The organism is Candidatus Alkanophaga liquidiphilum (assembly GCF_053996935.1).
This window is the reverse complement of record NZ_JBMXYC010000044.1, coordinates 1-24502: the sequence shown is the minus strand read 5'-3', so window position 1 is coordinate 24502 and position 24502 is coordinate 1. Positions and strand designations below refer to the sequence as shown.

The following is a 24502-nucleotide window of genomic DNA, read 5'->3' as shown; positions in this document are numbered from 1 at the left end:
CCCCTTACACTATGCATAAAAATAGTTCCCCCTATTTATAATCTTATGTGGACACGTCCGTGCGAGTTGTGTTTTAAGTGGAGGGTTTGAAAATTGCCGTTTTTAATTAATGCCATTTTTAATTAATGCGACGCATCGAAATCATCGGAGTTGAAAGCCTCCCGGAAATCAAGCCCGGCGACGACCTCGTCGTCCTCTTCTTAGAGGCGATTCGTAGGGAGGGCATTTCGCTTCAAGACCATGACGTCGTAATCTTCGCCTCTAAAATCGTTGCGAAGAGCGAGGGACGCATCGTTACTCTTTCAAACGTGAAGCCTAGCGCCGCCGCAGAAAAACTTGCTGCCGCTACGGGCAAGGACGCAAGGATCATTCAGCTCATCCTTAACGATGCTGCCGAAATTTTGACAGTGGGTGGCGACTTCATCCTCACAGAGACGAGACACGGCTTCATCTGCGCAAACGCTGGCATTGACGAGTCGAACGTCGCGCGCGGGAGGGCGGTGCTGCTACCTGAAGACCCGCAGAAGAGCGCCGACACGCTCCGTCACAAGATAAAGGCGGCGACCGGGAAAAAAATCGCAGTCTTGCTCGCAGATTCCTGCGGACGTCCCTTCAGGGTTGGCGTCGTCGGCACCTGCGTCGGCTTTTCTGGAATTAAGCCAACCATCGACAGACGTGGCGAGAAAGACCGCTTCGGCAAGACCGCCAGAATTACCGTCGTCGGCATCGCCGACGAACTCTGCGCGGCAGCAAACCTCGTCATGGGCGAGCTTCAGGAAGGCATACCGGCGGTCATTGTTCGAGGGCTGAAGTTTGAGTTTGACGAGAAACGGCAGAGCGTGGAAACATTGTTCTTTGACAAGGAACGGGACGTTTTCAGAGCGCTTGCCCGTAAAATGGATGTGAAAGACATCACTGGATTATGAGGTTAAATGGATTATGAGGTTAAAAATAGTGCAAGTTATAGTGTCTCCATGATGTTTTTTCGACATTTTAGTCGAGAAGCCAGACATACTCACGCAAATCGTCGAGATAGTTATCATTTTCGCCGCCCCTCTTACACCATACTCTCCTACAGCCATCAAACAAGAAATAAAGCAATGACTATTCTCTTAGGAACTCTTTCATGCTAACTCGGTGGGTTGATAGCTATTTCGCGCGCATCGAGACGCTTAAAGCTTTCTCCTCTGACTGCTATTTTGAGTATTTTAATGATACTACTTGTATTTGGCTGTAATCTAAAGCCTTGCTTCAAATCAAATAGCAAAATCGAACGAAAATGATTAAAAAGAAAGTTAGGGGTGGCCATGCGGCCACATTAGCGGGCGTGGCGGTATGCCTCTGTCGATGCCTGGGCGCAAGCCGAACTTCTCGGCGAAAAGCTTGAAGTATGGGCTGTCTTTGTGCTGTGAGGTGTGAATTGTGTCTCTCAGGTCCATGACTGCTGTGAAGTTCCCAATGACCGAGGCGGTGCCATCACAGACAGCATCGGTGAGCGGGATTTCGCCGAGCAACGCCCGCACGAGCGTGTAGTAGCTGCGGAACGTCACGACGGCGTCCACTTCTATGTTGGAGCCTGGCTCCGGAGCACCCTCCACGACGGTCGCCGGCGACAACCGGAACCGCACGAACTCGACGCCACGCTTCGGGTGCTTCGCCGCCAGCAGTATCGACCTTGGCGGATACAGCGCCGCCTGCAGTATCGTGTCAGGGTCGGACGCCATTTTGTTGATGAAGTAGTCGAAGAGGAGCTCGTAGAGCGTTGGCTCATGGTCCTTCAAGTTTATCCACTCTACGTCCACCCACCAGCCGTCGGGCAGCGGCTTCGTCCGCTCTATTATGTGTGCCTTCTCCGCTTCCGGAAACATCTCACCAAATTCCTCAGCCATCTGTCATCACCTACTCTTCAGGGCTCGACCTCTCTCTTGAACCCGGAACAAGCAGCTCGGGCTCTATCCAGTCCTCCCCCTCATTTATGTAAAGTCCTCCATATTCGACGAGCGGGAGCTCGGGATTGAAGCCCATGAGCAGTCTGCCGGCGGCGGCTCTGCCGATTACCGTCAAAATCTCAGAACGACTCTTGTAGGGCGCAACGTCCCAACGATAAGTAACGTCGTAAGCTCGCAGCTCACGCTCGGTCAGCGGACGCCCCACCGGTATCGGATTGTCGAGAACCTCGGCATGCTGGTTCTTGATGTATTCGACTTCGCCGGTCTCCTTGTTAAGCATGTAGCGGCGGCGAGCGTCGAACATCAGGCCGTCTTCATCAAGGCGGAGCGAGTGCCCGTGCACGGTAATTCCGCGGATGCCGACCCTCGCAGGGTCAAAGATGTGCGTCTCGATAAGCATCTTCGCCGCTTGTTCGAGGTCCCGCTCCCGCATTTCGAGGAGCGTCCTTCCAGAGTAAACAACGGTGTCAATCCCCCGTAGCCTCGACATGTAAACACGAGTCCTGAGCCACGGCGCCATCGGCGGGTAATACATGGAGTCTGCGAACTGGAGGAAGCGCAGGCGGTCTCCCGCCCTCGCACCGGGCGTCGGCTCCACTATTTCTTTTATCGGGTCGTATTTCTCGACAAGCTCATCCAGCGGCGGGTGCACGCTCACGTAGGACTCGCCTTTGAACCTGTGTCCCAAAAGCTCTACAAGGCTGTCGTCAGGAATTGAGCGGAACCTCGTGAGCCGTTTAGAGGCGTCCATGGCTCTTCTTCTGTTCGCAGACACCCTGTCAGGACCTGGGTAGTATTGCTTTTTATACCTAATTTTCTTCTTAGCGGTCTTCTTTTTAGCAGCTGCCATTTCTTTCACCTAAATTTCGCTCTTTATCTTCTCAGCCGCCTCTGCCACCCTCTTCATCGGCTCTCTGAATATCGGGAACTCCTGAGCCAACGTGAAATACAGCCCTGAAGTCGTAGTGACCTTAAATATCTGTGTGCCTGCATCAAGACATGCGCACGCCGCCGAGATGGGCGTTAAGAAGCCAGAGGTGTTTTTGACAATGACGTGGTCACAGGAGAACGCTCCTGGGGCGGCGCCGCCATAGAGTCCGTGTGTGTAGAACACGTATCCCTGCCCGCAGCCGAGTATCCTGCCGGCATCAGGGTCAGGCAAGCCGCAAGTCTCCCAGATGAGCATATCCGGGTAGAACGCACACACGCTTGCAGCGCCTTGGACGGCACGTGCCGCAGCGCAGTTCACGATAGCAGCCGCTGTCAAGCCTGCAATGGAATACGCATTCCAAAGGATGAGGTCTGGCGCAGCCCACATGACCGCTCCCGAGGGCAATACCCATGGGTACTTGTCACCCTTCCGCACAATCACGCCGTGTTCAAGCGCCTTCTGCAGCATGCCCGCCATGACATCCCCAACAGTCCCTTTCGAGTTCTCTTTTATCAGGTCCAGCACAAGAGAGTTTGCGTTAAAGCCCTGATACGCCGCAGTTAGGAGCATGTAACGTTCAAACCAGCCGACATTGTATCCCATTTCCGCCGCTGCCCCCTGTTCAAGGATTGTGCCCAAGGCAAGCGCCCACATAGTCCGCATGTCGGCGAGTGCCGCAATGTGGTTAATCATCAGGGACTTAAGACCGTTCCCCAAGCCCTCTAAGCTCGTAGGCAGCTTCAAGAGTGGGTGAACCGGATGCCCCGGCGGCGTCCCGGTGCTCTGCGGATACCTGCCCCACAAAACTGCTTTCAATAATCCAATCTTATATGGGTGCTCTAAGGGGTGCAGGTTTGCTATTTTTGCTATCACCTGACCAAGCGCCGTGGCGACCCTTGTGAGCGTCGGCGAGATGTCATAAGAGCGGGCTAAGACTTCGTCCGAAAGTTGAACCACGAGAATAGTACCACCTTCGAGCACACGCACCTCGGTCCCGTCGTCGGGCTTTGCTTGCAATAATTTAATAAGCTCGTCCGCAACGTATTCGGCGTTGTCCACGAGCTCCACGTCAAAGCCATACCACGGCATCTTTATCTCGTCTTGCCCGACGATAGTAGACCAGCCAGCCCTGCCCGCCCTGAGCATGTCTTCTATCTTTTCAAGCTCGATGACCGACGTCCTCTTCACAAATCTGTAAATCTCGCCCATGTAAGGATTCCTGTAAGGGTGTAACGCCTCTATCGGTATCTCCTTCGCAAGCAGATTCCCCTCATCGTCATACAGGTCAACCTTGTCCTCGTATTTCATCTCTTAACACCGCTTCTACTTTACTCACCTATACCTTCTCATATCTAATCCATAATATTTAAATTTCACCATGCCAACCCACTTGCTAACCACCAACGGGGGTGTTGGGTGTGGGCGTAAAAATAGGCGACGTGGACCCCATAAAAATGCTCCTTGAGGAGAAGAAGACAGCGTGTCTCTACTGCGTGTATTACAACCCGGACGTGGGCTGCGAGAGGATATACAAGCAGACGAGGGGCAGGATGAAGATCGACCTGTCAGACCCGCTGAACAAGACGTGCGATGCCTTTCAGCCAATGTTCCGTTGTGAGGACTGCACATACTTCATGGTGCAGAAGCTCGAAGAGGCGTTTGCTGGGCGAACTGAAAAATACATGTGCACAAAGTATGGGCTGGAGGATGCCGATATAAGGCTGTGCTCCGACTACACACCAAAGGAAGAGAAGAAGAAGGAGTTTGAGGAGCTTTACACGAAAGCTGGTTTTGAATTCAAAGTTGTATGAGCGGGTAAATGATGGAAACGAAATCGTTGTGCCCGGAATGTCTCAGCGTAGTCCCAGCCGAGGTGTATGAGGAAGGAGGAAAAATCTTAATAAAGAAAAGGTGTGAGGAGCACGGCGAGTTTGAGGACATCTACTGGGCTGACGCCGCGTTATACAAAAGGTTTTCCGCATTTGAAAGCATCGGCACGGGCTTCGCAACAAGAGCAACGGAACGTGGTTGCCCTTACGACTGTGGGCTCTGCCCATCGCACAAGACTACGACGCTCCTCGCAAATATCGACGTGACGAACCGCTGTAACCAGCGGTGTCCAACGTGCTTTGCAAACGCTGCCGCCACAGGGCGATTATACGAGCCTTCGCAGGACGAGATTTGGAAAATGCTTGAGGTATTGCGTTCTGAGGTTCCACCGTGTCCCGCAGTCCAGTTTGCAGGCGGTGAGCCGACCGTTCGTAGCGATTTCATTGAATTCGTCAAAATGGCAAAAGAACTGGGGTTTGCCCAAATTCAGGTTGCGACGAACGGAATCATGCTTGCGAAGAGCGTGGCGTTCTGCGAGCGGCTCGTGCATGCGGGTCTTCATACCGTTTATCTGCAGTTCGATGGTGTCAAAGAAGAAGCTTATGAGAAGCTGCGAGGGAGAAAGGCGCTGAAGACGAAATTAAAAGCTGTTGAGAACTGCAGGGCTGGTGGAATAAAGAGCGTAGTGCTCGTGCCGACGCTCGCAAGAGGCGTGAACGACGACCAAATTGGCGACATCATCAAATACGCCGTTAAGAACTTGGACGTGGTGCGGGCGGTAAATGTTCAACCCGTATCCTTCACGGGAAGAATCGATAGAAGCGAGCTTCGTAAGCTTAGAATCACAATCCCTGACTTCATAAAGCTTGTGGAGGAGCAGACGGATAACCAAATTCCAAAAGAAAGCTTTTACCCCGTGCCTGCGGTCGTCACCGTCTCAAGGTTCGTTGAAGCGTGGAAGGGAGAGCCGCAGGTCACGTTCACGGTGCACCCACATTGCGGCGCCGCCACTTACGTGTTCATCGACGGGGGGCGACTTATTCCGATTACTGACTTCGTGGATGTCGAGGGCATCCTTGAGTTTTTGAAGGAGAAAGCAGAGGAGCTGGAACGGGCGAGGCTGCCGGCGCTTGCGAAGCTGAAAGTTGCAATAAGCGCGGCGACGCAGATTAACAAGTTCATAGATGCCGAGAAGGCGCCAAGCGGCGCAGAGTCCATGCGCAAAGTTCTTGACATCCTGACGAGGGGCGACCGAGAGTCAACTGCGGAGTTCCACCGTCGCACGCTCTTCATCGGCTGCATGCATTTCATGGATCCCTACAATTTCGACATCAAGCGTGTGCAGCGGTGCGGCATACATTACGTGACGCCTGACCTCCGCATCATCCCGTTCTGCACCTACAACACTTTACACCGAGCGGAAGTTGAAGCGAAGTTCAGCAGGGCATTGTAGCGCCCCCCCTACCGCCCCAAACAAACTCGTATTTCTTCTTAAGTTTCGATAGACGAACGACATGTTCGAGTTTTCCATCGGCGATGATCCCTAAACGCACGCTCTATGATTCGCTTATAAAAATCACAGGAATATGGTTTTTTGAACATAATCCCGTGCTCAGCGTAAACTTCCGCCGGGCATGGTGCGCCGCAAACATTCCTGAAAACGCATTCTCTGCACCCCTCTATTCTCTCGACAATTCTTGAGCGGACGAGCTTAAAGCTTTCCGCCTCCAAGATTTCGAGCGGCGGGTCTTTGAAGACGTTTCCACCCTGGAATTCTTCGAAGTCCAAGAACTCGCCGCACGGGAAGACGTCTCCGCTCGCTGTGACCGCAAAGAATTTGCGACCGCCGCCGCACGGGGAAATGTCGCACGTCAGCACTCTTGCCGCTGGTGCTATTATCCCAAGTAGGATATTTGCGAAGTCAGCGAGCACTATACGCCGCCTTTGCTCGGTGAGCTTTATGCAGAGGTCCACCGCTCCCAAGAAATAGTGGGCAGCCTCCAAAGGGTCAGGACGTAATTCTCGACCGCCCGGCTGTGTCCCTCGCACCGGGTTTGCAAGGAAGACCTGCACTTTCTTCTCATGCAGAAGTTTAACGAGCGCAGGTAGCACCTTGTAATTAACCTTTGAAATGGTCGTTATGACGTTCAGCCCCTCGTAACCTTGCAGCATTTCAAGGGCACGCATCACCGCTCTGAACTGCCCTTTGCCTCGCAAATAGTCATTCACTTCCTCAGAGGGGGCATCCAAGGAAATGCCCACGCTTATCCTCCGCTCTTTCACAAGAGCGGCATCGTCTTCGTCAAAAAGGATGCCATTCGTCTGAATGCCGAAGTTCGTATCTTTATGCCGTTCTACAACCTCCCACAATGTCTTTTTCATGAGCAGCGGCTCACTTCCGTGAAAAACTATCGTCCCACTGACGCCGAAATGGTCAAAAATATCTTCTGCCTTTGAGACTACGGCGTCGAGCTGCGCGTAGCTCATGCTCGCCCCTCGGCGGCGAAGCCGCTCCGTAGCAGTAGGAGCAGTTGGCATTGCAGGCATCGGTTGGGTTCACGTAAACGGCAGTCGGCACGACGCTGAAACGGACGTTCTTGAGCTCTTCACAAAGCTCTTTTCGAACCCTTTTATATAGCTCCTCCAGCTCCTCCTCTACGCCTGCACCGCAGTTGTCTACGATTGCCCAGAAGAGGCAATCATGGTCGATTTTTAGGATGATGTTGCTGCTAATCCCCTCCTTTAAGGAGGCAGCAGGGGAAGGGAGTAGGAAAAGTATTTAAGTAGAAAGATTCTAAGAACATACTAAAGCGAGCCGTGGGCTATATGCTCATGGTAGGGGCTGTCGTGACCCCGCCCGACGGGGAGTGCCACATCAGGCACACTCCCCAACCTCGCGCATCCGGTGGATGCCCTCCATTGGAGGGAGGAGGTCACACTGGGGAATCTTCCCCGTGCATCACAAATGCATCAGTCCTTCATCGCCCTCACTTTCGCACTCGAACCTGACCGTCACAACCATATTTTCTCTTTTCGTCGTGCTGCCGCGCGCCGGCTGCTAAAACACGCCACTTCAACAAAACGCCTTCATCGAGCGGCTCAACGCCCAAAAGCTCTAACTTCAAAAAATTATCCTTGAAGCCCTCGCCGTCCACGAGCGTCGGCGCATTCACGCCGCCGATTATCATATTGCCGACGAAGACGTAAAGCTCGTCCACGAGTCCCTGCGAGAGGAGCGACCAGTTCAGCGTGGCGCCGCCCTCTACCATGAGTCGGCGGACGCCGTAACGCTGTCGGAGCGTGCGGAGGAGCACCGCCAAATCAACTTTCTCGGCGCCGCAAACGACCACGTCAGCTTTCTTCTGCAGAGCCTTGACACGCTCCGCTGGCGCTCGCTTCGAGACCGCCACCAGCCGCCTTCCTGCACCCTTATTCAGGATTTCTGCGTTTAGGGGCGTTCTCGCCCTGCTGTCCGCGACGACGCGTAACGGGTTCTCGTCTTTGCCTGCTTTTTTCCGCTCGGCACGCCGCCGCTCCGCCTTCACTGTCAGCGAGGGGTCATCTGCGAGAACGGTACCGATGCCGACGAGCACGGCGTCGCTGCTCGCCCTTAAGGAGTCAACACGCTCGAGGTCTTTAGCGCCGCTGATTCTCACCTGCCGCCGCTCGCACGTCGAGATCTTGCCGTCGGCGCTCATCGCCGCATTTATGAAGACGAATGGTTTTTTCATGAAAATGGGTTGGCGTCCGCACTTAAAGACTCGGCTAACCGAAAGAGTAATATGGGGGCTGAAAAGAACAACACAAAGCATGGATGGCTGCGGCGTCAGTGTAGTCATTCCCGTATACAAAGGCTCAGAACTTCTTGATGACCTCCTGCGCAGCCTAATGGAGCAGAGCGTGCGGGCGGAGGTCATCGTTGTCGCCGATGAGCCGACTGCGGAGACGTTAAGCACAGTGCGAAAATACTCCGTGAAGCTCATCGTGAACGAAAATAGACGTGGGAAAGTTTACGCTTTGAACGCCGGCGCAAGAGAGGCAAAAGGCGACATTTTGGTATTCCTTGATGCTGACACTAAGGTGGAGAGAGATTTTTTGAAAAACATTATAGAGGAGATGAGAGAAACTTCTATATTGGATGTTAAGAAGAGGATTTTGTGCGACGGGCTACTTTCGAGGCTTGTGAACATTGATTATTTCAACATGTATATATCATCGCTTTTTTCGACAAAATTTAACACTTGCATGGGCTTAAACGGCGCATGCATCGCAGTGAGAAGGGAAGACTTCTTCAAGCTTGGTGGTTTCAGACGGACAATCACCGAAGACGTTGACCTCGGCATCCGGGCGGCGATGAGTGGGGTGTCAGTGAAAACCGCAAGAAAAGCTTACGTCCTCACGCAGCCGCCCCAAAGCTGGCGGGAATGGTATAGGCAGCGGGGAAGATGGGCGGTCGGCGGCGCCCTATGCGTGCTCGAATACTTCAAATTCATAATAAGGAAACCTAAGGTTTGGTCTTTCATCATAATGATGCATTACCCTGCCATGATTCACTTCTTCGCATCCGTGATGATTCCCGACAACTTAGTATACGGATTCCTTTCTCTCATCATTTTAATGCTCTTTTTGCTGAAGCTTCCGGTGTTATTGGTGCTTCCTGCCCTTTTCTTCCTTTCCTTTAGCCTCGTAATCCTGAAAGGCATGCTCGCCGCGCTGATAACGTTCTCGGTGTGGATGTGCGCAACCGCCTTAGGTTTCAGGATTACAAAATGGGGCAGCGATGTCAAGCCTTACGACTTTTTGGCGTATTATTTCATATACTCGCCCCTCTGGCTCTTCGTGAGTGCCAAGAGCCTCGCAAAAGTCGGCATGGCAACTCTTAAGGGTAAAGAAATAGAAGTGAAAAACTGGAAGGTTTAGCGAGCACCGCTGCGTTGACGCATGGAGCGAGATTGAGGGGTGAGATGTGTGAGAGTGAAAGTGCGGATGTTTGCGATGTTCAGGGAGATGACGGGGGAGAAAGAGGTGACATTAAAGCTTGACGACGGCAGTAGCGTTCGAGACGTATTGGAGAGGCTTTGTGGGGTCTATGGCATTTATGATAAACTTTTTGACGCTAATGGAAATCTAAAAGAGTATATTCATGTCCTGAAAAATGGTAGACACATCAATTTCGTAGGTGGGCTCGCCGCAAAGGTAGAGGACGGCGACGAGCTTGCGATATTCCCGCCCGCCGCCGGCGGCTGAGCTGTTAAAGTGATTGAGGTGGTGGAGTTGAGGCTGGTGATGAAGTTTGGGGGCGTCGCAGTTGCGGACGGGCAGCGGATACGGAGAGTGGGCGAGCTTGTCCGCCGCTTTAAGAGCGAGGCGCACGAAATAGTGGTCGTGACCTCGGCGCTCTCGGGCGTCACGGACTTGCTGTTCAAAAACGCGGAGCGCATCGCCACAGAGACAAAAACGGAGCTCATCGAGGAATTCGTAGAGGAGCTACGAAGACGACACGTGCGGGCAGCGGAGGAAGCTATCGACGACAAGGACGTATTGAACAGCGTCATCAACGAGCTTGAAAGGCGGTTGGGCGACTTAGAGAAAGCCCTGCGGGGCATATGCTTGTTAGGAGAGCTAACGAAGCGTTCTCTTGATTACATTACGTCTTCGGGTGAGCGGCTTTCTGCCCCACTCCTTGCGGGCGTGCTTGAGTCCTTGAGAATAAACTCCGTGCACCTCACCGGCGGTGAAGCTGGCATCATCACGAACGACGACTTCGGAAACGCTCAGCCCGTGGACGGCGTGGAGAGCATCATCGCCGGGCGGATACTGCCACTGCTCAGAGAGGGACAAGTGCCCGTGGTCGCCGGCTACATCGGTGAGACGGAAAGCGGCGTGGTCACGACACTCGGCAGGGGCGGCTCGGATTACACCGCCACGATAATCGGCGCCGCAATAAAAGCAGACGAGATTTGGCTCTGGAAGGACACCGAAGGCATCATGACCGCCGACCCAAGAATCGTGCCGAACGCCTGTAAGATTCCGACGCTCTCCTACGTCGAAGCAATGGAACTTTCGTATTTCGGAGCTTCGATTCTCCATCCGAGAGCGATGCTACCAGTAATCCGCAATGAAATCCCGGTGCGTGTCAAGAACCTCTGTGACCCTGATGACGAGGGCACGCTCATCTGGAAAGAGCCGGAGCGAGAGCGTGTCGTGAAGGCAATCACACTGATAAAGGACGTTGCGATAATAAACGTTGCGGGAACCGGCATAACGAGCATTTCAGACGTCGCCGCCCGCGTATTTTCAAGCCTCGCCGCCAAGAACGTCAATATTATAATGGTATCACAAGGTAGCTCTGAAAGGACGATTTCTATCGTTGTTGACGGTGCGCAGCTCAGGGAAGCGCTTGATGCGCTCCGTAACATGAACGGGAACGTAATAAAGGATTTCTACTTCAATCCCGATGTTTGCGCCATCGGCGTCGTCGGCGCCGGCATGGCGGGCACGCCCGGCGTCGCCGGACGTGTGTTCTCAGCACTCGGTGAGAGGGGTATCAGCATCATTATGATTGCGCAGGGCAGCTCCGAATACAATATTTCATTTGTAGTCAGAAAGGACGACGCCTACGAGGCTGTAAGGGCAATCCACGACGCCTTTGGGCTTGCGCAGAAATGAGAGTCGTGGGCGTTGACGAGGCGGGACGGGGTCCTGTGATAGGCTCGATGTTCGTTGCCGGCGTCGTGTACACGACTGCGCTCGAACAATTAGGCATAAAAGACTCTAAGAAGTTGAGCGCTAAGAGACGAGAGGCGCTGGCGAGGGAGATAGAGACGCTCACGGAGGTCTACGTGCTTGAGGTATCTCCTGCGGAAATAGACAAGTTGCGGGAGCGGATGACTATGAACGATATCGCCGTCCTTTACTTCTCTGCCGTTTTAGACCGTCTCAATCCTGATGTTGCGTTCGTGGACGCTGCCGACGTGAACCCGCAGCGGTTCGCAAAGCGGCTGCAAGAACGTCTTCGCCCTCAGAGACCCAAGATAATCGCAGAGCACGGCGCCGACGAGAAATACGTGGTGGTGGGCGCCGCTTCCATCGTCGCAAAAGTGCGGCGGGATGCTTCCATAAGAGAGCTTGAGAAGAAAATAGGCGAGAGGATAGGCAGCGGTTATCCCTCCGACCCGATAACCAAAGAATTTCTGAAAAAGGTAGTATTAAAGGATTTTTTGGAGCAGGGGGAGCTACCATCATACGTAAGAGCTTCATGGAAGACTGCCAAAGAGCTTCTCAAAAACAAGGTTCAAAGACCACAATACAGAGCAAGTTATATATAAAATTAACGCACATATAAAAGTAACGGAGGTGCGGATGTAGCATTATGTCGAAGGAAAAACAGGATATGGAAGTGGAAGAGAAAAGGTATGAAAAGTTTGAGGACGTTGAGGAGGATTTAGAGGATATTGAGAGAATTTCTGCGGTTGAGAGGACTAAGGATAGGTTATACCGAGAGATAAAAGAATGCCCTGAATGTCATAGTAGGGACCTCGTCTTGGACACCGAGCGTGCGGAGCTTTACTGTAACGACTGCGGCCTCGTCATCGAGGAGGCAATCGTGGACCTCGGTCCGGAGTGGCGGGCGTTCGACTTCGAGCAAGTTTCTCGCCGCGCTCGCGTTGGGGCGCCGATGACCTACCGGATACACGACAAGGGGCTCTCGACGCTGATAGACTGGAGCGGCTACGAGGGCAAGGTGGCATCCGCCGAGCAGCACCGCCTCAAGAAGTGGCAGCAGCGCATGCATGTTACAAACACCAGTGAGCGGAGCTTCGTATTTGCCCTTTCGGAGATGGACAGGATGGCGTCAGCTCTCGGGTTGCCAACGAACATCAGAGAGACTGCCGCCATGCTTTATAGGAAGGCGATGAAGAAAGGCTTGATAAGAGGGCGGAGCATCGAAGGCATCACCACCGCCATCCTCTACATAGCATGCAGGCTGCATGGCGTCCCGAGGACTCTTGACGAGATGGCTGAAGTCTCGAGGGTCTCGCAGAAAGAAATCAGCCGCTCTTACAGGTTTTTGTCGAGGGAGCTCGACCTAAAGCTGCAGCCGACGTCGCCCGTGGACTTCGTGCCACGCTTTTGCTCGAAGTTAGGGCTTGACGGCGAAGTCGAGGCGAAGGCCATAGAGATCATAAAGGAAGCGCAGGAGAAAGAGCTGACGAACGGGCGAGGTCCGATAGGAATAGCAGCTGCCGCCATCTACATCGCTGCAATCCTCTGTGGGAAGCACAAGACACAAAAAGAGGTTTCAGAAGTCACAGGCGTTACCGAGGTTACCATTCGCAACCGTTATAAAGAGCTGGCTGAAGAGCTGGATATTGAGGTAATCCTCTGATTGCTTTGGGCAGTAGAACTGGCTTTGGATAACGTGAAGAACGTTTTTAATTGAACGAAACGACGGTTTTGGTAAAAATTGCACCTAAGAGGCTGAAATTATTTATGTTGGGAGGACTATGGGGCAATAGGAGGTGTTGTATTGGCGGCGACTGCCCGTTTTTGGAGAGAGTTGAGCCACAGATACAACTTGGTAGGAACGCACTGCCGGAAGTGTGATTCTTACTTTTTCCCGCCGAGGGATATTTGCCCGAAATGTAGGCGTGGTGGTGACATCGAAGAATACAAGTTTATGGGTGTTGGTGAGGTCGTAACGTTCACTGTCGTGCATCAAGGGAAGAAGAGCCTTAACAGGCGCCTCCCTTACGTGCTTGCGATAGTGCGGTTAGAAGAAGGTCCGTGCCTGCTTGCGGAGGTCATGTGTGACCCTGAGGAGATGCGTGTTGGCATGAAAGTGAGGGCGGCGTTCAGGAAAATCGGCGAGGACGGCGAGCGCGGCATCATCTACTACGGCACGAAATTCGTCCCTGCTGAGTTGCAGGCAGCGTAGTGGCAGAGCGGTCTTTTATATGTCACTTCGTTACTAAAGAAAATCATGCGAGTGGAGGTAACTTCGCTGTATGGGCTTGACGTGTATACGGATACGGGCATATATGTCGGGAAAGTAAAGGACGTCGCCATAGATATTAAGGAAAGGAAGATTGCGGGCATTGCCGTCGGTAATGTCAATAAGGATTTGTTTCCAGTCGAGGGAAAAGGCGTGATAATTCCGCATCGGTGGGTCTTAGCCATCGGCGACATAATACTCATAAAGCAAGTTGAGAGACTGAGGAGGAAAAAGGAGGAGCGGGGAGAAAGGGTGGAATGAAGGAGCGGGAGGTCTTCGCAGAGATAAGGGCGCCGCTACCACTCATCATAAGGGTTGATGGTAGGAATTTTCATAGATTTTTGGAGAAAAAAGGCTTTCAGAAGCCATATGACAAGAGGTTTGCGGAGGCGATGGCGAACGCCACCGAACTATTCTTCAAAAAGAGCGGCTTCCACCCCGAACTCGCCTATATTTTTTCTGACGAGGTGAGCTTTTTTTTCAGAACTGTGCCGTTTAACGGCAGGGTCGAGAAGCTGGATTCCGTGGTCGCAAGCTTCTTTTCGAGCGCCTTCACGATAATTTTCGGGGCGGACGAGCCTTTGAGCTTTGATGCTCGTGTCATTCCAATATGCGAGCATGAGCTTGTCAAATACCTTGCGTGGCGGCAGGCGGAGGCTTGGCGCAACCACGTCAACGCATACGGCTACTACACGTTGCGTAGAGAAGGACTGAGCGGCGAGGAGGCGCAGAAAATGCTAAGGGGCATGAAAGCTTCGGAAATTCACGAGTTCCTCTTCTCAAAAGGCATAAACGTTGCGGAGACGCCGGCGTGGCAGCGGCGGGGCATCCTCGTCGCCTGGGAGAAATACGAGAAAGTATGCTTCGATGCAAGAAGTGGCAAGAACACAAGGATCGTCCGCAAAAAACTCGTCCAGCTCTGGGACATACCAATCTTCAAGACTGAAGAAGGGCGGGCGCTGCTGACACGGCTCTTGAAGTGAGCTGGGGCATAAGGCGGTTACTACATGCAGCGTCTCAGATAAACTACTCAGCATGACTGCACTCACACGACGCATTGAGCCCGCGTGCTCCCTCTAATCTATCAAAACTCCATGCCCTCGGTATCTCCCATGTTTTAAGGAAATCAGGGCTTGATTCATTCCCTCCAGTCCGATGTTTTGCCTGTCTTGGATATTTCTGTCAGCTTTAAAGCTCGGTAGCCGATGGCTCCGGCGCAGAGTATGGGGGGCAGCCTGCGTGTCTGTGAACCTCTCAGGAATCAGATATGTGAGGTCTTCGGAGACCACAATGTATTGAGCGTAGCCGCCGTCGCAGCCCGTAGCTTGAAACCGCTCGCATAAGTTCCCTCTCCCGTCCGACAGTAATAGCAGGAGCCGCAGCTTGAGTAAATTCAGCCAATTCCCACCTTCACCCCTCTTGAATTTAGTCACCTCAGAACCCCCCCCCACCTTTACTCTCTCCACGACTTCATGCCCCAGAATTATTGGAGGAGCTTTGGCTTGAGCCGCCCTCTATCTCATCAAGCTCTGTATGACGCCCCTACAGGCTGAAACCTTCACTAAAATCTGTTTAGGCCCCGGCCGAGGCGTCGGCAGCTCTTCTGACTCCAATGGCTCCTCCTCAACCGGGATGACTCTCTTTAAAACCATTGCTCTCATCTTTATCCCACTCGTTTCCGCACTTAAAAGTTCTACCGCAACCGACGGAGAACTTACCTTTTCCTAAGCACGCTCACGTATCTCGTCAGACTTTTGTGCACGTAGCACTCATGCGTTTCCAAAAGCTCGAAGCCGTCATGTGGCACATCCTTAAAACTTGAAAGGACGATAGCGAAGCGCCCATTCTTCAAAACTCTATGCATCTCGGAAATAGCATTCTCGTAAAGCTTCTCCGATGAGTAATACATGAGGGTGGACCTGCCATAGGGGGGGTCTGTGGCGATAGCGGCGATGCTTTCGTCCTGTAAGCAGAGCGCGGTGGCGTCGCATGCCGCAAGCTCGCCGCTCAAACCGTAGAACCTCAAATTATTGGCAGCGCCCCGCACCGCTCGCATCAAAATGTCGCTCCCGATAACGTCGGCGCCGACGAGCGCCGCCTCTATCAGAATCCCACCGGTCCCGCAGAAAGGGTCGAGGAATATTTCCCCGCTGCCCACTCTACTCAGATTCACGAGCGCCCGTGCGAACTTCGGCACGAGGACGCCCGGCAAGAAAAAAGGGCGTGCCTGCGGTGCCCTCCGCAAAAACTGCTTCTTGTCTATGTTTTGAAGGATGCCGCCGAGCATACACAAATCCTTAGTGACGAGCACGCATATAATCCCATCGGGACTTTTAAGGCGCACTTTGAACCCCAAGCGTTTTATCTTTGCTCCAAGCCGTCTTTCGAGAGACATCGAGTCTATTTGCATGGGCAGCACGCCACGCTTGCGCACACGCACCGCAAAGCTCAACCCACCGTTCTTCAGAAATTCACGAATTTCATCCTCAGCGTCGCAAAATGTCTTTAGTATCACGTTTTCGGATGGCTCGCAGAGCGCAAAGACCGTGAAGATGCTGTGTGTCAGCGCCAGCCGCTTTTTTAAAAGCAGCGGCAGCGTCGCCAGCAGTTTTTCATCCTTTGATTGAACCTCAATGACGAGTAGTGCACCTTTAAAAATTACCTCCTTGTAGCGTGCTCCAAGCAAATCCAAACATGCGAGAACTTCGGCTCTCGGCAGCGTCTCATGCTCCCCTGAAAGTTCAAAGGCAAGCTGCATCCAAATATTTTTAAACCTATGGTTAAAATCCATAATCATGGAGCTTAGCAGGCTAAGGCACGGCACCGAGCTTCTGAAGAGAGGGTTTGCCAAGATGCAGAAGGGCGGGGTTATCATGGACGTGACGAGGGCGGAACAAGCGATAATTGCGGAGCAGGCGGGCGCAGTCGCCGTGATGGCGTTGCAGGCGGTTCCTGCAGACATAAGAGCGAGCGGCGGTGTTGCGAGGATGGCAGACCCTGCGAAAATCGTGGAAATCATAGAAGCAGTTACTATACCGGTGATGGCGAAGTGTCGCATTGGACATTATACCGAGGCGAAAATCCTAGAGGCACTCGGCGTGGACATGATTGATGAGTCAGAAGTGCTGACGCCCGCCGACACGTATTTCCACGTGGACAAGCGAGAGTTCACGGTGCCGTTCGTCTGCGGCGCCCGCAGCCTCGGCGAGGCGGTCCGCCGCATCTGGGAAGGCGCTGCCATGATTCGGACGAAAGGAGAAGCCGGGACTGGCGACGTCGCAGAGGCAATAAGGCACATGCGGCTCATGAACGAGGCGATAGCCATCGTGACGAAGCTCGACGATGACGCTCTGATGGACGTCGCTCGGAGGTATGCGGAGCCTTACAAGCGGCTGGCAGAGGAGGTGCGAGCGGAGCTCGGCATGCCGCTTACTGAAGACACGCCTGTTTTCAGAGAATACACGCTGCTCGAGGTCGCTGATGGGCTTTTTGAGGTTCTGAAGGAGATAAAAGAGCTTGGACGCCTTCCTGTCGTGAACTTTGCGGCTGGCGGTGTGGCGACGCCCGCAGACGCCGCACGCATGATGTCTCTCGGGGCGGATGGCGTTTTCGTGGGTTCTGGGATATTTAAGTCCGAAAATCCTGAGAAAATGGCAAAGGCGATTGTCGAAGCTGTGAACAACTACGACCGTCCGGAAGTTCTCGCGGAGGTCTCAAAAGGTCTCGGGGAGCCGATGCGCGGCTTAGAGGCAAGAAAACTTTTAGAGAAGGAAATGCTACAGGTCAGGGGCTGGTAGCACTTGGAGTGCGACGTGCTCGTCGTGGGGGCGGGTCCTGCAGGTGCGGTCGCCGCCCTTTATTGCTCAAAAAGTGGACTTGATACGGTTTTGGTGGAGAAAAACAGAAAGGTGGGGCTGCATGCAGGTAAGCGGCTGGACTCGTCGCCGGACACAAATTTTGAACTTTCTAAGATAGTGAAGGAGTTGAAGTTGCACACCGAGCACTACGTCCGTACTTCTAAGTGGTTTCACCTGCCTTCTGCCAGATTTTTCGTCTTAAATTCTGAAATGGGAGAATATTACTTCAAGAGGGGCAGCGATGACGACTCTTTCGAGCATTCAACAGTCGCTTTGGCGTTGGACCATGGCTGTAAACTCTTGCTCGGCACGGAGATCGAGCGATTGCGATATGGTAACGGGCCTGACAGTTACGAAGTTTTACTGCGGTTACGAGGCGAGGATGGCGTGAAGGAAGAACAAATTATAAGGCCAAAAGTGATAATTGCGGCTGACGGCTGCCGCTCTTCGTTGCATACCCATTTGAATTTGAAAAAACGTGTTTACAGGATTGGGAGAATTTTTGGAGTCACTGGCGAAGGTTTTTCGGAAGATGGCAGCTCTGAAGTTTATTTTGATGCCAGTGCCATTCCCGGCGGATATTTTTATATTTTGACAGCAAGGAGCGGACTTTCGACTGCTGCCATTGTCATGCCCGGCGAGGCTGATGTGAAAAGGCGTTTTTACGTATTCGTCTCTAAAAACATGCCTGACAGGATAAAGCGTGTAGAAAATGAGTTTTCCGGGAGCGCCACGATTTTCAGGCTGAGCCGTCTGCGCAAAGGGAACGTTTTGTTCGTCGGCGACGCCGCAGGGCTTATAGACCCGCTACTCGGCTACGGCATGGCGCCCGCCATAATAAGCTCGTATCTTGCAGCGAGATGTTGCGTGGACGCTGTCGGAGGAGATGATTTGGATGACAACGCACTAAGGAGATATGAAAAGAGAATGGAAATAGGATTTAGGATGACACTTGCTTACTTCTTACGTGGTATTTTTGAGGCATTAGATGACAAAGACCTCGAATTGGTGTTTGATGTTGTGAGTGAGATGCAAAAGAGAGGCGTAGATTTCGATAAATTAAGTAACTTTGACGTAAAGAGCATGTTTAATGCGTTCTTGGCCTTTTGTAGGAGACTTCCGAAGAGTGCCCATTTACTGAGAGTAGCCTTGAGAAGGGGCTATGGAAAAGGAGTGTGACGTGCTCGTCGTGGGCGCAGGACCCGCAGGGAGCAGCGCTGCGAGGGCAGCGGCGGGAGCGGGAGCTAAAACCATCCTTATAGATAAAAAAGAGGAAATAGGCGTTCCTGTGCAGTGCGCAGAAGCCATAGGCAAATACTTGTTCCCACTCCTTCCGTTTAAGATACCAAAAGAGCAATTAGTGTGGAAGATTGCCGGGATGACCTTTTGGACCGAGGACGTGCAGGTTGAGAGGAAGGGAGGCCTTTGGGCAGGGTACGCTATAAACAGAAAGATCTTTGACAAGTGGCTGGCAAGTCTTGCCGTAGATGCAGGCGCGAAGCTGTTCACGAGCGCTGAACTCGTGGATGTGGAGTTTAGAGAGAAACATTGCGTTGAGAGAGCCTTTGTGCGGACGCCGCACGGCATGATGACGATCAAACCAAAGGTTGTAATCGCCGCTGACGGTGTTGAGTCCATGGTTTTGAAATTGTTAGGCTTCAAAATAGACAAAAAAGGGAGTATTGGAGAGGTCATAGGTTTCGAAATGCAGAACTTAAACTTAGAGAGTCCCTATTATGAGCACATATTTATTGGGGACTTCGCGCCTGGTGGCTACGCATATATATTTCCAAAATCGAAACATGTAGCAAACGTCGGCGTTGCCACTCTCTTTCCAGATAAAAGCTTAGAGGAGTATTATGAGGAGTTCATAGAAACCCCTGAAGTCAAAAGACAGATCAAAGGTGGGGTTGTTGTAGAGGAAAAAAGCGGTAAAGCGCCCATCGAGAATATCACAGAAAAGTGGACGTATGGAAACGTAGTGCTCGCAGGCGACGCCGCCAACCAGAATATCAAGCCCTTTGTAGAGGGCATCCTACCCTCTATTATCTGTGGGGACATTGCAGGGCGGATTAGTTTTAGTTACCTACATGATGGGACGCCATTGGACAGTTACCACGATAAAGTCATGAAAATCATTGGAAATTTCTTTAAAGCGTCAGATATCATGATGAGGATTTATCGTAACTTAGATGCCATTAACGGTAAAAATAGGGACGTCATTAAATTGGGAATAATGGCAAATATACTCTCTCTCAAACTCGTAGGGCGGGATTACGACTGTTTAAAAGAGGTAAAAAGCTGGAAACGCAGTAAGATTAGACTGTTTTTGACATCGGCTGCAGAGACAGCAATTCTATTGCAGACGCTATGTCGGGCGTATGGAAAGAAAATTTTATTAGGAAGAAGTGGTAAAAGATAGATACAATGTCTGACCTTACCTTCACCTCTATCCTGCCCGTGCAACTTTTTCTCTTAGCAAATGTATTCTTTCTTGCCTTAATAACTGTGAATCCGCTTGAAGCGAGAAGAATATCTCGCTCAAAATTGTGGGACGATCTGATCACAGGAAATTTCATTTATATGGCAAAAACCATGGTGGTGGCTACTTTTTTGTATGGGCTGTACTCTATACATAAATCTATAACTCTTTTAATTATTATATTTTACTCGACGGTCGTGGCATTAAATTTTTTTGTACAATATACTCTTGTAAAACCCCTAATAAAAAAGGTGAGTTTTATGAGAAAAAGATACTTAGTACTTTATCTTCTACCATTAGTTGTTTGTTGGATTTACCTGACTAAAGCTATTCCGTTAGTCACATTACCTGAATTTAAAAATTATTTTATAATGGGCGTCATGGCGCTATTTTATATTCCTTTAATATCTTATGCGATATATTATTTCTCCATACTTTGGAGAGCCTATGCTAAAATAGGATTCATAACAAAACCTGCTTTAGTAGCAGCAATATGCTTTTTCTTTGCATTCATATATTTTGCTTTCCTTTTTTACATAAGCAATCCGCCATCAGACTATTACTTGCTATTTGCATGGATCGTGCTAAACTTCTTCGTTCTTTCTTGTTATTTCCGCTTTGCTGTCGAGTACCCTTCCCTTCTCCAGCCGAAGTGGAAGGCATACATGCCTTTCGACCCTGTAAAGATAACCGCCGCCCTGACAATGGCATTCCTTGCGATATCTATCTATTTCACAGCAATGGAGCATGGCACGCCGCAGTTCCTCAGCATGCTGCGTTCCGCATTCTTCCCGCTACTCGTGCCGCTTGCTGCAATTTTCACAGAGGTTGGCATCATACTAACGTTCCTTAAGAGCATCGCTTCTGGGACGGCGCTGAAATACTGGCATTTCCTGAAAAGTGGTTTATACGTGCACGTCGCAGTCACGCTTTACGTCTTCTGTTTGATGTTTTTGTTTTGGAACAGTATCCCCGCCTATGAGCGATTACTCTTCGTGACGTTCGTCGTTGCCACGTTCGCCTTCTACCTCTTCTACGCGCTAGACCTCAAGACCCTCCTCTCATATCAGGGAATTAAGCCGGCGTTCAGCAAGCTGGACATCACCAGATACTTCGTCTGCCTCTACTCTTTGTTCTTCATAATCCTCTTCAGCTTGAATTTCACTTACGGCAGAACGTCTCTTTACATAAACCTCGAATCTCGCCCTGCAATCCTGTTTTTCATACTCTTTTTCATGACGTCTTTCGGCTCCTACCTCAGCATGTCGCATAAGGGCTACGAGGAGGTCTTGCGGAAGAACATATGGAGCGAGCTCTCTTACATCTCGGCGTTCGGCGCCGCCATGACAGTTTACGTGATTTACAGCTCCGTCGCCGCGATGCGAGACTTCCCGCTTAGAGACCTCTTCTTCGTTGGCTATTTCATCGTGCTGCTCACTGAGATCGTCTCGACGGCGGCGCTCAGCCGAGCTTACAAGCGGTATGAAGAGAGGGCAGGGGTGAAGGATATTGTAGAGCTTCTGAACCGTTATGCGCTTACTTTCCTGCGAGTTGATTATTTGGAGAGCATTTGGGAGAGAGTTGCGGAGAAATATCTCTCGCCGGATAAGCTGCGACATGCGAGGTTCGACGCATCGTCCCGCATGTTCCACTTGGACTTGGATGAGAAAACGAGAACAACGGTTGCAGTTGCTATGTTGCTCGAAATGTTCCGCAACCCGCCGCCAAGGGCGACAACCGAGGAAATACCGCTGGAGAGCGTCAAGGCTGAGATAAGGCGGGTGTTGAAAGAAAGAGTTTTAATGCTTCCTGAAGAACTATGTCATGAATTGGGAGAGCCTTCTGAATACTACTCTTGTTTATACTTGAAGACGCTTCAAGACTTGGCAAAGCAACTTAAAGTTTTCATCCCTGAGTTCCAACTTAGTGCCTTCTTTGAAAGGCTGGCGAACGTGAACTCTGCTTTTAAAGAGGTCTCCATAGAGGGGGAATACGACGGGTCATCTTACGAGCTGCCGAAGGGGCTGCGATTTCAGAGAGATGATTTTCTGAGGTATTTCAAGCTATTTGTAAGAGCAGTGGAGGAGCGTTTCCCGTTCAGGTATTCGCTGCTTTATGATGCAGTTAAGCAGAAGGTGCAAGAGGAGTTGCATCTCTACGGTTTCACGTTGGGCGAGCTGCTGGACGTCGTCCCGACGGGCATTGATGAGATAGATAACGTGCTGGGCGGGCTTGTCAGGAGCAAAGCAACCTTGCTCTTGACCGAAGATTCAAAAGCCAAAGACAGAACGCTGGTGGCGTTTTCAGCTCAGGGGCTGAAAGACGGCGACGCTGTTATCATCGCAAGCTCCAAACGTGCATCCGAGGAGGTGCTTGATGACCTAAAAATGAGGTTGGACGCCGCTCTCGAAGATATGGCTGTCACGATAATTGACTTATACCGTGCAATTCACACCGACGAGCAACCAAGCTCCCTTATCGAGAAAGAGTTCGGGCTGATCGTGCCTTTGAACAAGACGCTCATCCAACACAGTATTGTCAAATCTATAAAAGCACATCCCAGAGAACATCATAAAAGACTCGTGCTGGACATATATGACGACCTTCTGCGATATTATGGTTTTGACGAGCTTTTTAATATATTAGTGAAGCAGCTTGACGGCTTCAAACGCTGGAGCTGCACGACGTTCATGACGCTAAGTCGTAAATCCCTCTCAGTAACGGAGCTTGAAAGGTTAGAAAAAATATTTGATAATGTGTTCGTGCTATATGGCAGGGACGTGGACGCCAAGCTTCTTATCGAAAAGCTCTATGGTGGCATGCCTTCGGGCGTAAGGGAAATCGCCTTGGCGTAGCGTCACCTCGACGGGATTATGGACGTTCTTTCGCCGGCGGGCATGAACTCGCGGAGCGCACCCTTGGCGATGCACGCCCGGATGTTCCTGAAGTCGAACACGAGGTCGGGGTCGGCGAACGCCACCTTTATCACCGGCGACAAGCTCCACGCATCCATCCGCGCCTCGTGCGCCGCAACGACCGCCGGCGACGTGAAACCCTGCGAGTCTGCGAACGGCGAGCGGAACGGCACGTTCGGACCGTGGAGTTCGATGGGCATGCCCTCATCGAGCAACACTGACGGCAGGATGCCAAACGAGTTGTGGTGGTGCGCCTCCTGCCCGCCCCAGCCCGTGCGCAACGCCAGCTCCTTGTGTATCAGCGTCAGAGCGTGATGAGCGGCAAGCGTCCCCGCATACGCGCTGCCGGTCGCCCACGCTGCGCAAGCTGCTGCCATTTTCGCGATGAATATGTTCTTTATGAGACCCCAGTGGTGTTCGAGGATGACAGGGTATTTGTCGTAGTCTTCGCAGCAGTGGAGCACCGCCTCCCTTGCACACTCGTGGATCACGTCCCAGCCCGGCGACGCCCCCGCAAAACCTCCGTGCTTCTCTCGCACCCACTCCGCCAAGTACGCACCCCAATCATCAAACGTCTCATTGACATAGAACACGGAAGCGCCGACGGTGGCGCCGACAGACCCTATCATCTGCTGCCCGTAGTACCATTGCCCATAAAGGGCGTTCTCAAAAGCTACGCCTTCCGCGGTCACGGGGACGGGGCTGTCGGGCATTTTTGAGGGGTGCTGCACGATGTCGAAGACGTAACCGCACGGCAGTCCGACAGGGTTGTTATGCCCGTGCGCCCGTGAGGGAAACGGTGCGGTTCCTAAGAACACGTATTGGGCGTGCTTCGCCGAGAATGCGAAGTCGGAAACCGCCGCCTCGCCGGCGCAGAGCCGGTACGCGGCGATGAACGCCATCGTCTGCGCCATGGCGTTCCACCGATGCACCATGGCGCCGTCCATGCTCCGAATCGCGTGCGTCGGCAGCCTCGACACCTGCCAGAGCGAGGCGCCGACGCCGCTCTTCAGCTTCTCCGCCTTCCCCGCCGGGAACTCGGCGTCTATGCCGATGAGGAAGCGTCTGTCCAGATTTGCGGCTAGCTCGTCGCTCCCGGTGAACGCCTTCACGTAACAGTCGGGGGCGGTCGCCGGGTTCACCTCCACCATGTGCTCCTGCGCCACGGCGCCGCCCACCAGCGTGTGATTTATGGTCTCCAGATAGATGTTGATGGTCTCCGGCGTGACCTCACGCCCGTAGCGGTTCGTGAGCACGCGGTGCGGCAGGTCCAAGCACGTGATCGCCGTCCTGAAAATGTCGTCGCGGAGCTGCTGCATCGCCGCATTGTTCAACACGTGTAGGTCCTCATACTCGCAAAGCACGTCCGTGCCGCTCACCTTCACCGGCTCCAAAAACCGCTCGCCGACCGGAACCCCGAGCCCGAGCTCGTCGCAAATGCGGTCGGGATTGTATGACGGGATGCCGCGCTCCGCCGCAATACGCTGCGCCGCCTCGATGAACTCCGACTTCCTCTTCGACTGCCGCCTCCCCCCATACTTGT

23 protein-coding genes and 1 pseudogene are annotated in these 24502 nt (G+C 52.3%); 15 read left to right on the top strand and 9 right to left on the bottom strand.

Features of this window, described 5'->3' with window-relative positions; all coding sequences use genetic code 11:
• The first annotated feature begins 125 nt into the window (after positions 1–125).
• Positions 126–926, top strand: a complete 801-nt coding sequence (locus ACXJJA_RS05890; protein ID WP_456487290.1) for a coenzyme F420-0:L-glutamate ligase — start codon at positions 126–128, stop codon at positions 924–926.
• A 369-nt stretch (positions 927–1295) separates the two neighbouring features.
• Here the strand turns inward: ACXJJA_RS05890 and ACXJJA_RS05885 are convergent, their stop codons facing one another.
• From ACXJJA_RS05885 to ACXJJA_RS05875, 3 genes are read right to left on the bottom strand one after another with little or no spacing between them, the layout of a single operon-like run.
• A complete protein-coding gene (locus tag ACXJJA_RS05885) occupies positions 1296–1889 on the bottom strand; it encodes a hypothetical protein (RefSeq protein WP_456487289.1) in 594 nt (197 codons plus the stop codon).
• Positions 1890–1899: 10 nt separating this feature from the next.
• Positions 1900–2799 (bottom strand): coenzyme-B sulfoethylthiotransferase subunit gamma, encoded by a 900-nt coding sequence (gene mcrG, locus ACXJJA_RS05880; RefSeq protein ID WP_456487288.1) that lies wholly within the window; start codon positions 2797–2799, stop codon positions 1900–1902.
• Between the two features lie 9 nt (positions 2800–2808).
• Positions 2809–4188 (bottom strand): coenzyme-B sulfoethylthiotransferase subunit beta, encoded by a 1380-nt coding sequence (locus tag ACXJJA_RS05875; RefSeq protein ID WP_456487287.1) that lies wholly within the window; start codon positions 4186–4188, stop codon positions 2809–2811.
• Positions 4189–4298: 110 nt separating this feature from the next.
• Between ACXJJA_RS05875 and ACXJJA_RS05870 the strand changes: the two genes are divergently transcribed.
• The gene (locus ACXJJA_RS05870) at positions 4299–4691 is read left to right on the top strand and encodes a hypothetical protein (protein ID WP_456487286.1); all 393 of its coding nucleotides are present in this window, start codon (positions 4299–4301) and stop codon (positions 4689–4691) included.
• Between the two features lie 11 nt (positions 4692–4702).
• Entirely contained in the window at positions 4703–6163 is a 1461-nt protein-coding gene (tes, locus tag ACXJJA_RS05865) for a tetraether lipid synthase Tes (RefSeq protein ID WP_456487291.1), read from the top strand.
• A 38-nt stretch (positions 6164–6201) separates the two neighbouring features.
• Here tes and cbpB read toward each other — a convergent pair whose 3' ends face one another.
• Both cbpB and ACXJJA_RS05855 read right to left on the bottom strand, forming a co-directional pair.
• Complete coding sequence (gene cbpB / locus ACXJJA_RS05860) at positions 6202–7197, bottom strand: peptide-modifying radical SAM enzyme CbpB (protein ID WP_456487285.1); 996 nt, start codon at positions 7195–7197, stop codon at positions 6202–6204.
• 500 nt (positions 7198–7697) lie between these two features.
• A complete protein-coding gene (locus tag ACXJJA_RS05855; RefSeq protein WP_456487284.1) occupies positions 7698–8441 on the bottom strand; it encodes a 2,5-diamino-6-(ribosylamino)-4(3H)-pyrimidinone 5'-phosphate reductase in 744 nt (247 codons plus the stop codon).
• A 79-nt stretch (positions 8442–8520) separates the two neighbouring features.
• On the opposite strand from ACXJJA_RS05855, the gene ACXJJA_RS05850 reads away from it, so the two are divergent.
• The 8 genes from ACXJJA_RS05850 (at position 8521) to ACXJJA_RS05815 (ending at position 14688) form a co-directional block, all read left to right on the top strand.
• A complete protein-coding gene (locus ACXJJA_RS05850; RefSeq protein WP_456487283.1) occupies positions 8521–9630 on the top strand; it encodes a glycosyltransferase family 2 protein in 1110 nt (369 codons plus the stop codon).
• A gap of 48 nt (positions 9631–9678) precedes the next feature.
• The gene (locus ACXJJA_RS05845) at positions 9679–9957 is read left to right on the top strand and encodes a ubiquitin-like small modifier protein 1 (protein ID WP_456487282.1); all 279 of its coding nucleotides are present in this window, start codon (positions 9679–9681) and stop codon (positions 9955–9957) included.
• Positions 9958–9966: 9 nt separating this feature from the next.
• Positions 9967–11379, top strand: a complete 1413-nt coding sequence (locus ACXJJA_RS05840; RefSeq protein WP_456487281.1) for an aspartate kinase — start codon at positions 9967–9969, stop codon at positions 11377–11379.
• Positions 11376–12038, top strand: coding sequence for a ribonuclease HII (rnhB, locus tag ACXJJA_RS05835; RefSeq protein ID WP_456487280.1), 663 nt, complete (start codon positions 11376–11378; stop codon positions 12036–12038). The genes ACXJJA_RS05840 and rnhB overlap by 4 nt, the downstream gene beginning before the upstream one ends.
• Positions 12039–12082: 44 nt before the next feature.
• Positions 12083–13099 (top strand): transcription initiation factor IIB, encoded by a 1017-nt coding sequence (locus ACXJJA_RS05830; protein WP_456487279.1) that lies wholly within the window; start codon positions 12083–12085, stop codon positions 13097–13099.
• A 141-nt stretch (positions 13100–13240) separates the two neighbouring features.
• Positions 13241–13648 (top strand): Zn-ribbon domain-containing OB-fold protein, encoded by a 408-nt coding sequence (locus ACXJJA_RS05825; RefSeq protein ID WP_456487278.1) that lies wholly within the window; start codon positions 13241–13243, stop codon positions 13646–13648.
• Positions 13649–13693: 45 nt separating this feature from the next.
• Complete coding sequence (locus tag ACXJJA_RS05820; protein WP_456487277.1) at positions 13694–13966, top strand: PRC-barrel domain-containing protein; 273 nt, start codon at positions 13694–13696, stop codon at positions 13964–13966.
• Positions 13963–14688 (top strand): tRNA(His) guanylyltransferase Thg1 family protein, encoded by a 726-nt coding sequence (locus tag ACXJJA_RS05815; RefSeq protein WP_456487276.1) that lies wholly within the window; start codon positions 13963–13965, stop codon positions 14686–14688. The genes ACXJJA_RS05820 and ACXJJA_RS05815 overlap by 4 nt, the downstream gene beginning before the upstream one ends.
• Before the next feature lie 93 nt (positions 14689–14781).
• Here the strand turns inward: ACXJJA_RS05815 and ACXJJA_RS05810 are convergent.
• The 3 genes and pseudogenes from ACXJJA_RS05810 to ACXJJA_RS05800 all read right to left on the bottom strand — a co-directional run.
• Positions 14782–15195: pseudogene (locus ACXJJA_RS05810) on the bottom strand (alcohol dehydrogenase catalytic domain-containing protein); the annotation flags it as partial.
• A 24-nt stretch (positions 15196–15219) separates the two neighbouring features.
• Entirely contained in the window at positions 15220–15366 is a 147-nt protein-coding gene (locus tag ACXJJA_RS05805; protein ID WP_456487275.1) for a hypothetical protein, read from the bottom strand.
• A gap of 53 nt (positions 15367–15419) precedes the next feature.
• Positions 15420–16463, bottom strand: coding sequence for a methyltransferase domain-containing protein (locus tag ACXJJA_RS05800; protein WP_456487274.1), 1044 nt, complete (start codon positions 16461–16463; stop codon positions 15420–15422).
• 37 nt (positions 16464–16500) lie between these two features.
• On the opposite strand from ACXJJA_RS05800, the gene pdxS reads away from it, so the two are divergent.
• From pdxS to ACXJJA_RS05780, 4 genes are all read left to right on the top strand, one after another.
• Entirely contained in the window at positions 16501–17502 is a 1002-nt protein-coding gene (gene pdxS / locus ACXJJA_RS05795) for a pyridoxal 5'-phosphate synthase lyase subunit PdxS (RefSeq protein ID WP_456487273.1), read from the top strand.
• 3 nt (positions 17503–17505) lie between these two features.
• The gene (locus tag ACXJJA_RS05790; RefSeq protein ID WP_456487272.1) at positions 17506–18741 is read left to right on the top strand and encodes an NAD(P)/FAD-dependent oxidoreductase; all 1236 of its coding nucleotides are present in this window, start codon (positions 17506–17508) and stop codon (positions 18739–18741) included.
• Positions 18725–19984 carry a geranylgeranyl reductase family protein gene (locus ACXJJA_RS05785; RefSeq protein ID WP_456487271.1) on the top strand — a complete coding sequence of 420 codons (1260 nt, stop codon included), beginning with the start codon at positions 18725–18727 and terminating at the stop codon, positions 19982–19984. The genes ACXJJA_RS05790 and ACXJJA_RS05785 overlap by 17 nt, the downstream gene beginning before the upstream one ends.
• Before the next feature lie 725 nt (positions 19985–20709).
• On the top strand, positions 20710–22899 hold the full coding sequence (locus ACXJJA_RS05780; RefSeq protein ID WP_456487270.1) for an RAD55 family ATPase: 2190 nt from the start codon (positions 20710–20712) through the stop codon (positions 22897–22899).
• A gap of 2 nt (positions 22900–22901) precedes the next feature.
• Here the strand turns inward: ACXJJA_RS05780 and ACXJJA_RS05775 are convergent.
• A partial coding sequence (locus ACXJJA_RS05775) for a coenzyme-B sulfoethylthiotransferase subunit alpha (RefSeq protein ID WP_456487269.1) occupies positions 22902–24502 on the bottom strand: 1601 nt, incomplete at its 5' end.

What these genes read in the sequence shown, in the direction of transcription:
- ACXJJA_RS05890 (WP_456487290.1), top strand. Translation starts at nt 126, where the DNA reads ATGCGACGCATCGAAATCATCGGAGTTGAAAGCCTCCCGGAAATCAAG.
- ACXJJA_RS05885 (WP_456487289.1), bottom strand. Translation starts at nt 1,889, where the DNA reads ATGGCTGAGGAATTTGGTGAGATGTTTCCGGAAGCGGAGAAGGCACAC.
- mcrG (WP_456487288.1), bottom strand. Translation starts at nt 2,799, where the DNA reads ATGGCAGCTGCTAAAAAGAAGACCGCTAAGAAGAAAATTAGGTATAAA.
- ACXJJA_RS05875 (WP_456487287.1), bottom strand. Translation starts at nt 4,188, where the DNA reads ATGAAATACGAGGACAAGGTTGACCTGTATGACGATGAGGGGAATCTG.
- tes (WP_456487291.1), top strand. Translation starts at nt 4,703, where the DNA reads ATGGAAACGAAATCGTTGTGCCCGGAATGTCTCAGCGTAGTCCCAGCC.
- cbpB (WP_456487285.1), bottom strand. Translation starts at nt 7,197, where the DNA reads ATGAGCTACGCGCAGCTCGACGCCGTAGTCTCAAAGGCAGAAGATATT.
- ACXJJA_RS05855 (WP_456487284.1), bottom strand. Translation starts at nt 8,441, where the DNA reads ATGAAAAAACCATTCGTCTTCATAAATGCGGCGATGAGCGCCGACGGC.
- ACXJJA_RS05850 (WP_456487283.1), top strand. Translation starts at nt 8,521, where the DNA reads ATGGATGGCTGCGGCGTCAGTGTAGTCATTCCCGTATACAAAGGCTCA.
- rnhB (WP_456487280.1), top strand. Translation starts at nt 11,376, where the DNA reads ATGAGAGTCGTGGGCGTTGACGAGGCGGGACGGGGTCCTGTGATAGGC.
- ACXJJA_RS05830 (WP_456487279.1), top strand. Translation starts at nt 12,083, where the DNA reads ATGTCGAAGGAAAAACAGGATATGGAAGTGGAAGAGAAAAGGTATGAA.
- ACXJJA_RS05820 (WP_456487277.1), top strand. Translation starts at nt 13,694, where the DNA reads ATGCGAGTGGAGGTAACTTCGCTGTATGGGCTTGACGTGTATACGGAT.
- ACXJJA_RS05815 (WP_456487276.1), top strand. Translation starts at nt 13,963, where the DNA reads ATGAAGGAGCGGGAGGTCTTCGCAGAGATAAGGGCGCCGCTACCACTC.
- ACXJJA_RS05805 (WP_456487275.1), bottom strand. Translation starts at nt 15,366, where the DNA reads ATGAGAGCAATGGTTTTAAAGAGAGTCATCCCGGTTGAGGAGGAGCCA.
- ACXJJA_RS05800 (WP_456487274.1), bottom strand. Translation starts at nt 16,463, where the DNA reads ATGCAGCTTGCCTTTGAACTTTCAGGGGAGCATGAGACGCTGCCGAGA.
- pdxS (WP_456487273.1), top strand. Translation starts at nt 16,501, where the DNA reads ATGGAGCTTAGCAGGCTAAGGCACGGCACCGAGCTTCTGAAGAGAGGG.
- ACXJJA_RS05785 (WP_456487271.1), top strand. Translation starts at nt 18,725, where the DNA reads ATGGAAAAGGAGTGTGACGTGCTCGTCGTGGGCGCAGGACCCGCAGGG.
- ACXJJA_RS05780 (WP_456487270.1), top strand. Translation starts at nt 20,710, where the DNA reads ATGCCTTTCGACCCTGTAAAGATAACCGCCGCCCTGACAATGGCATTC.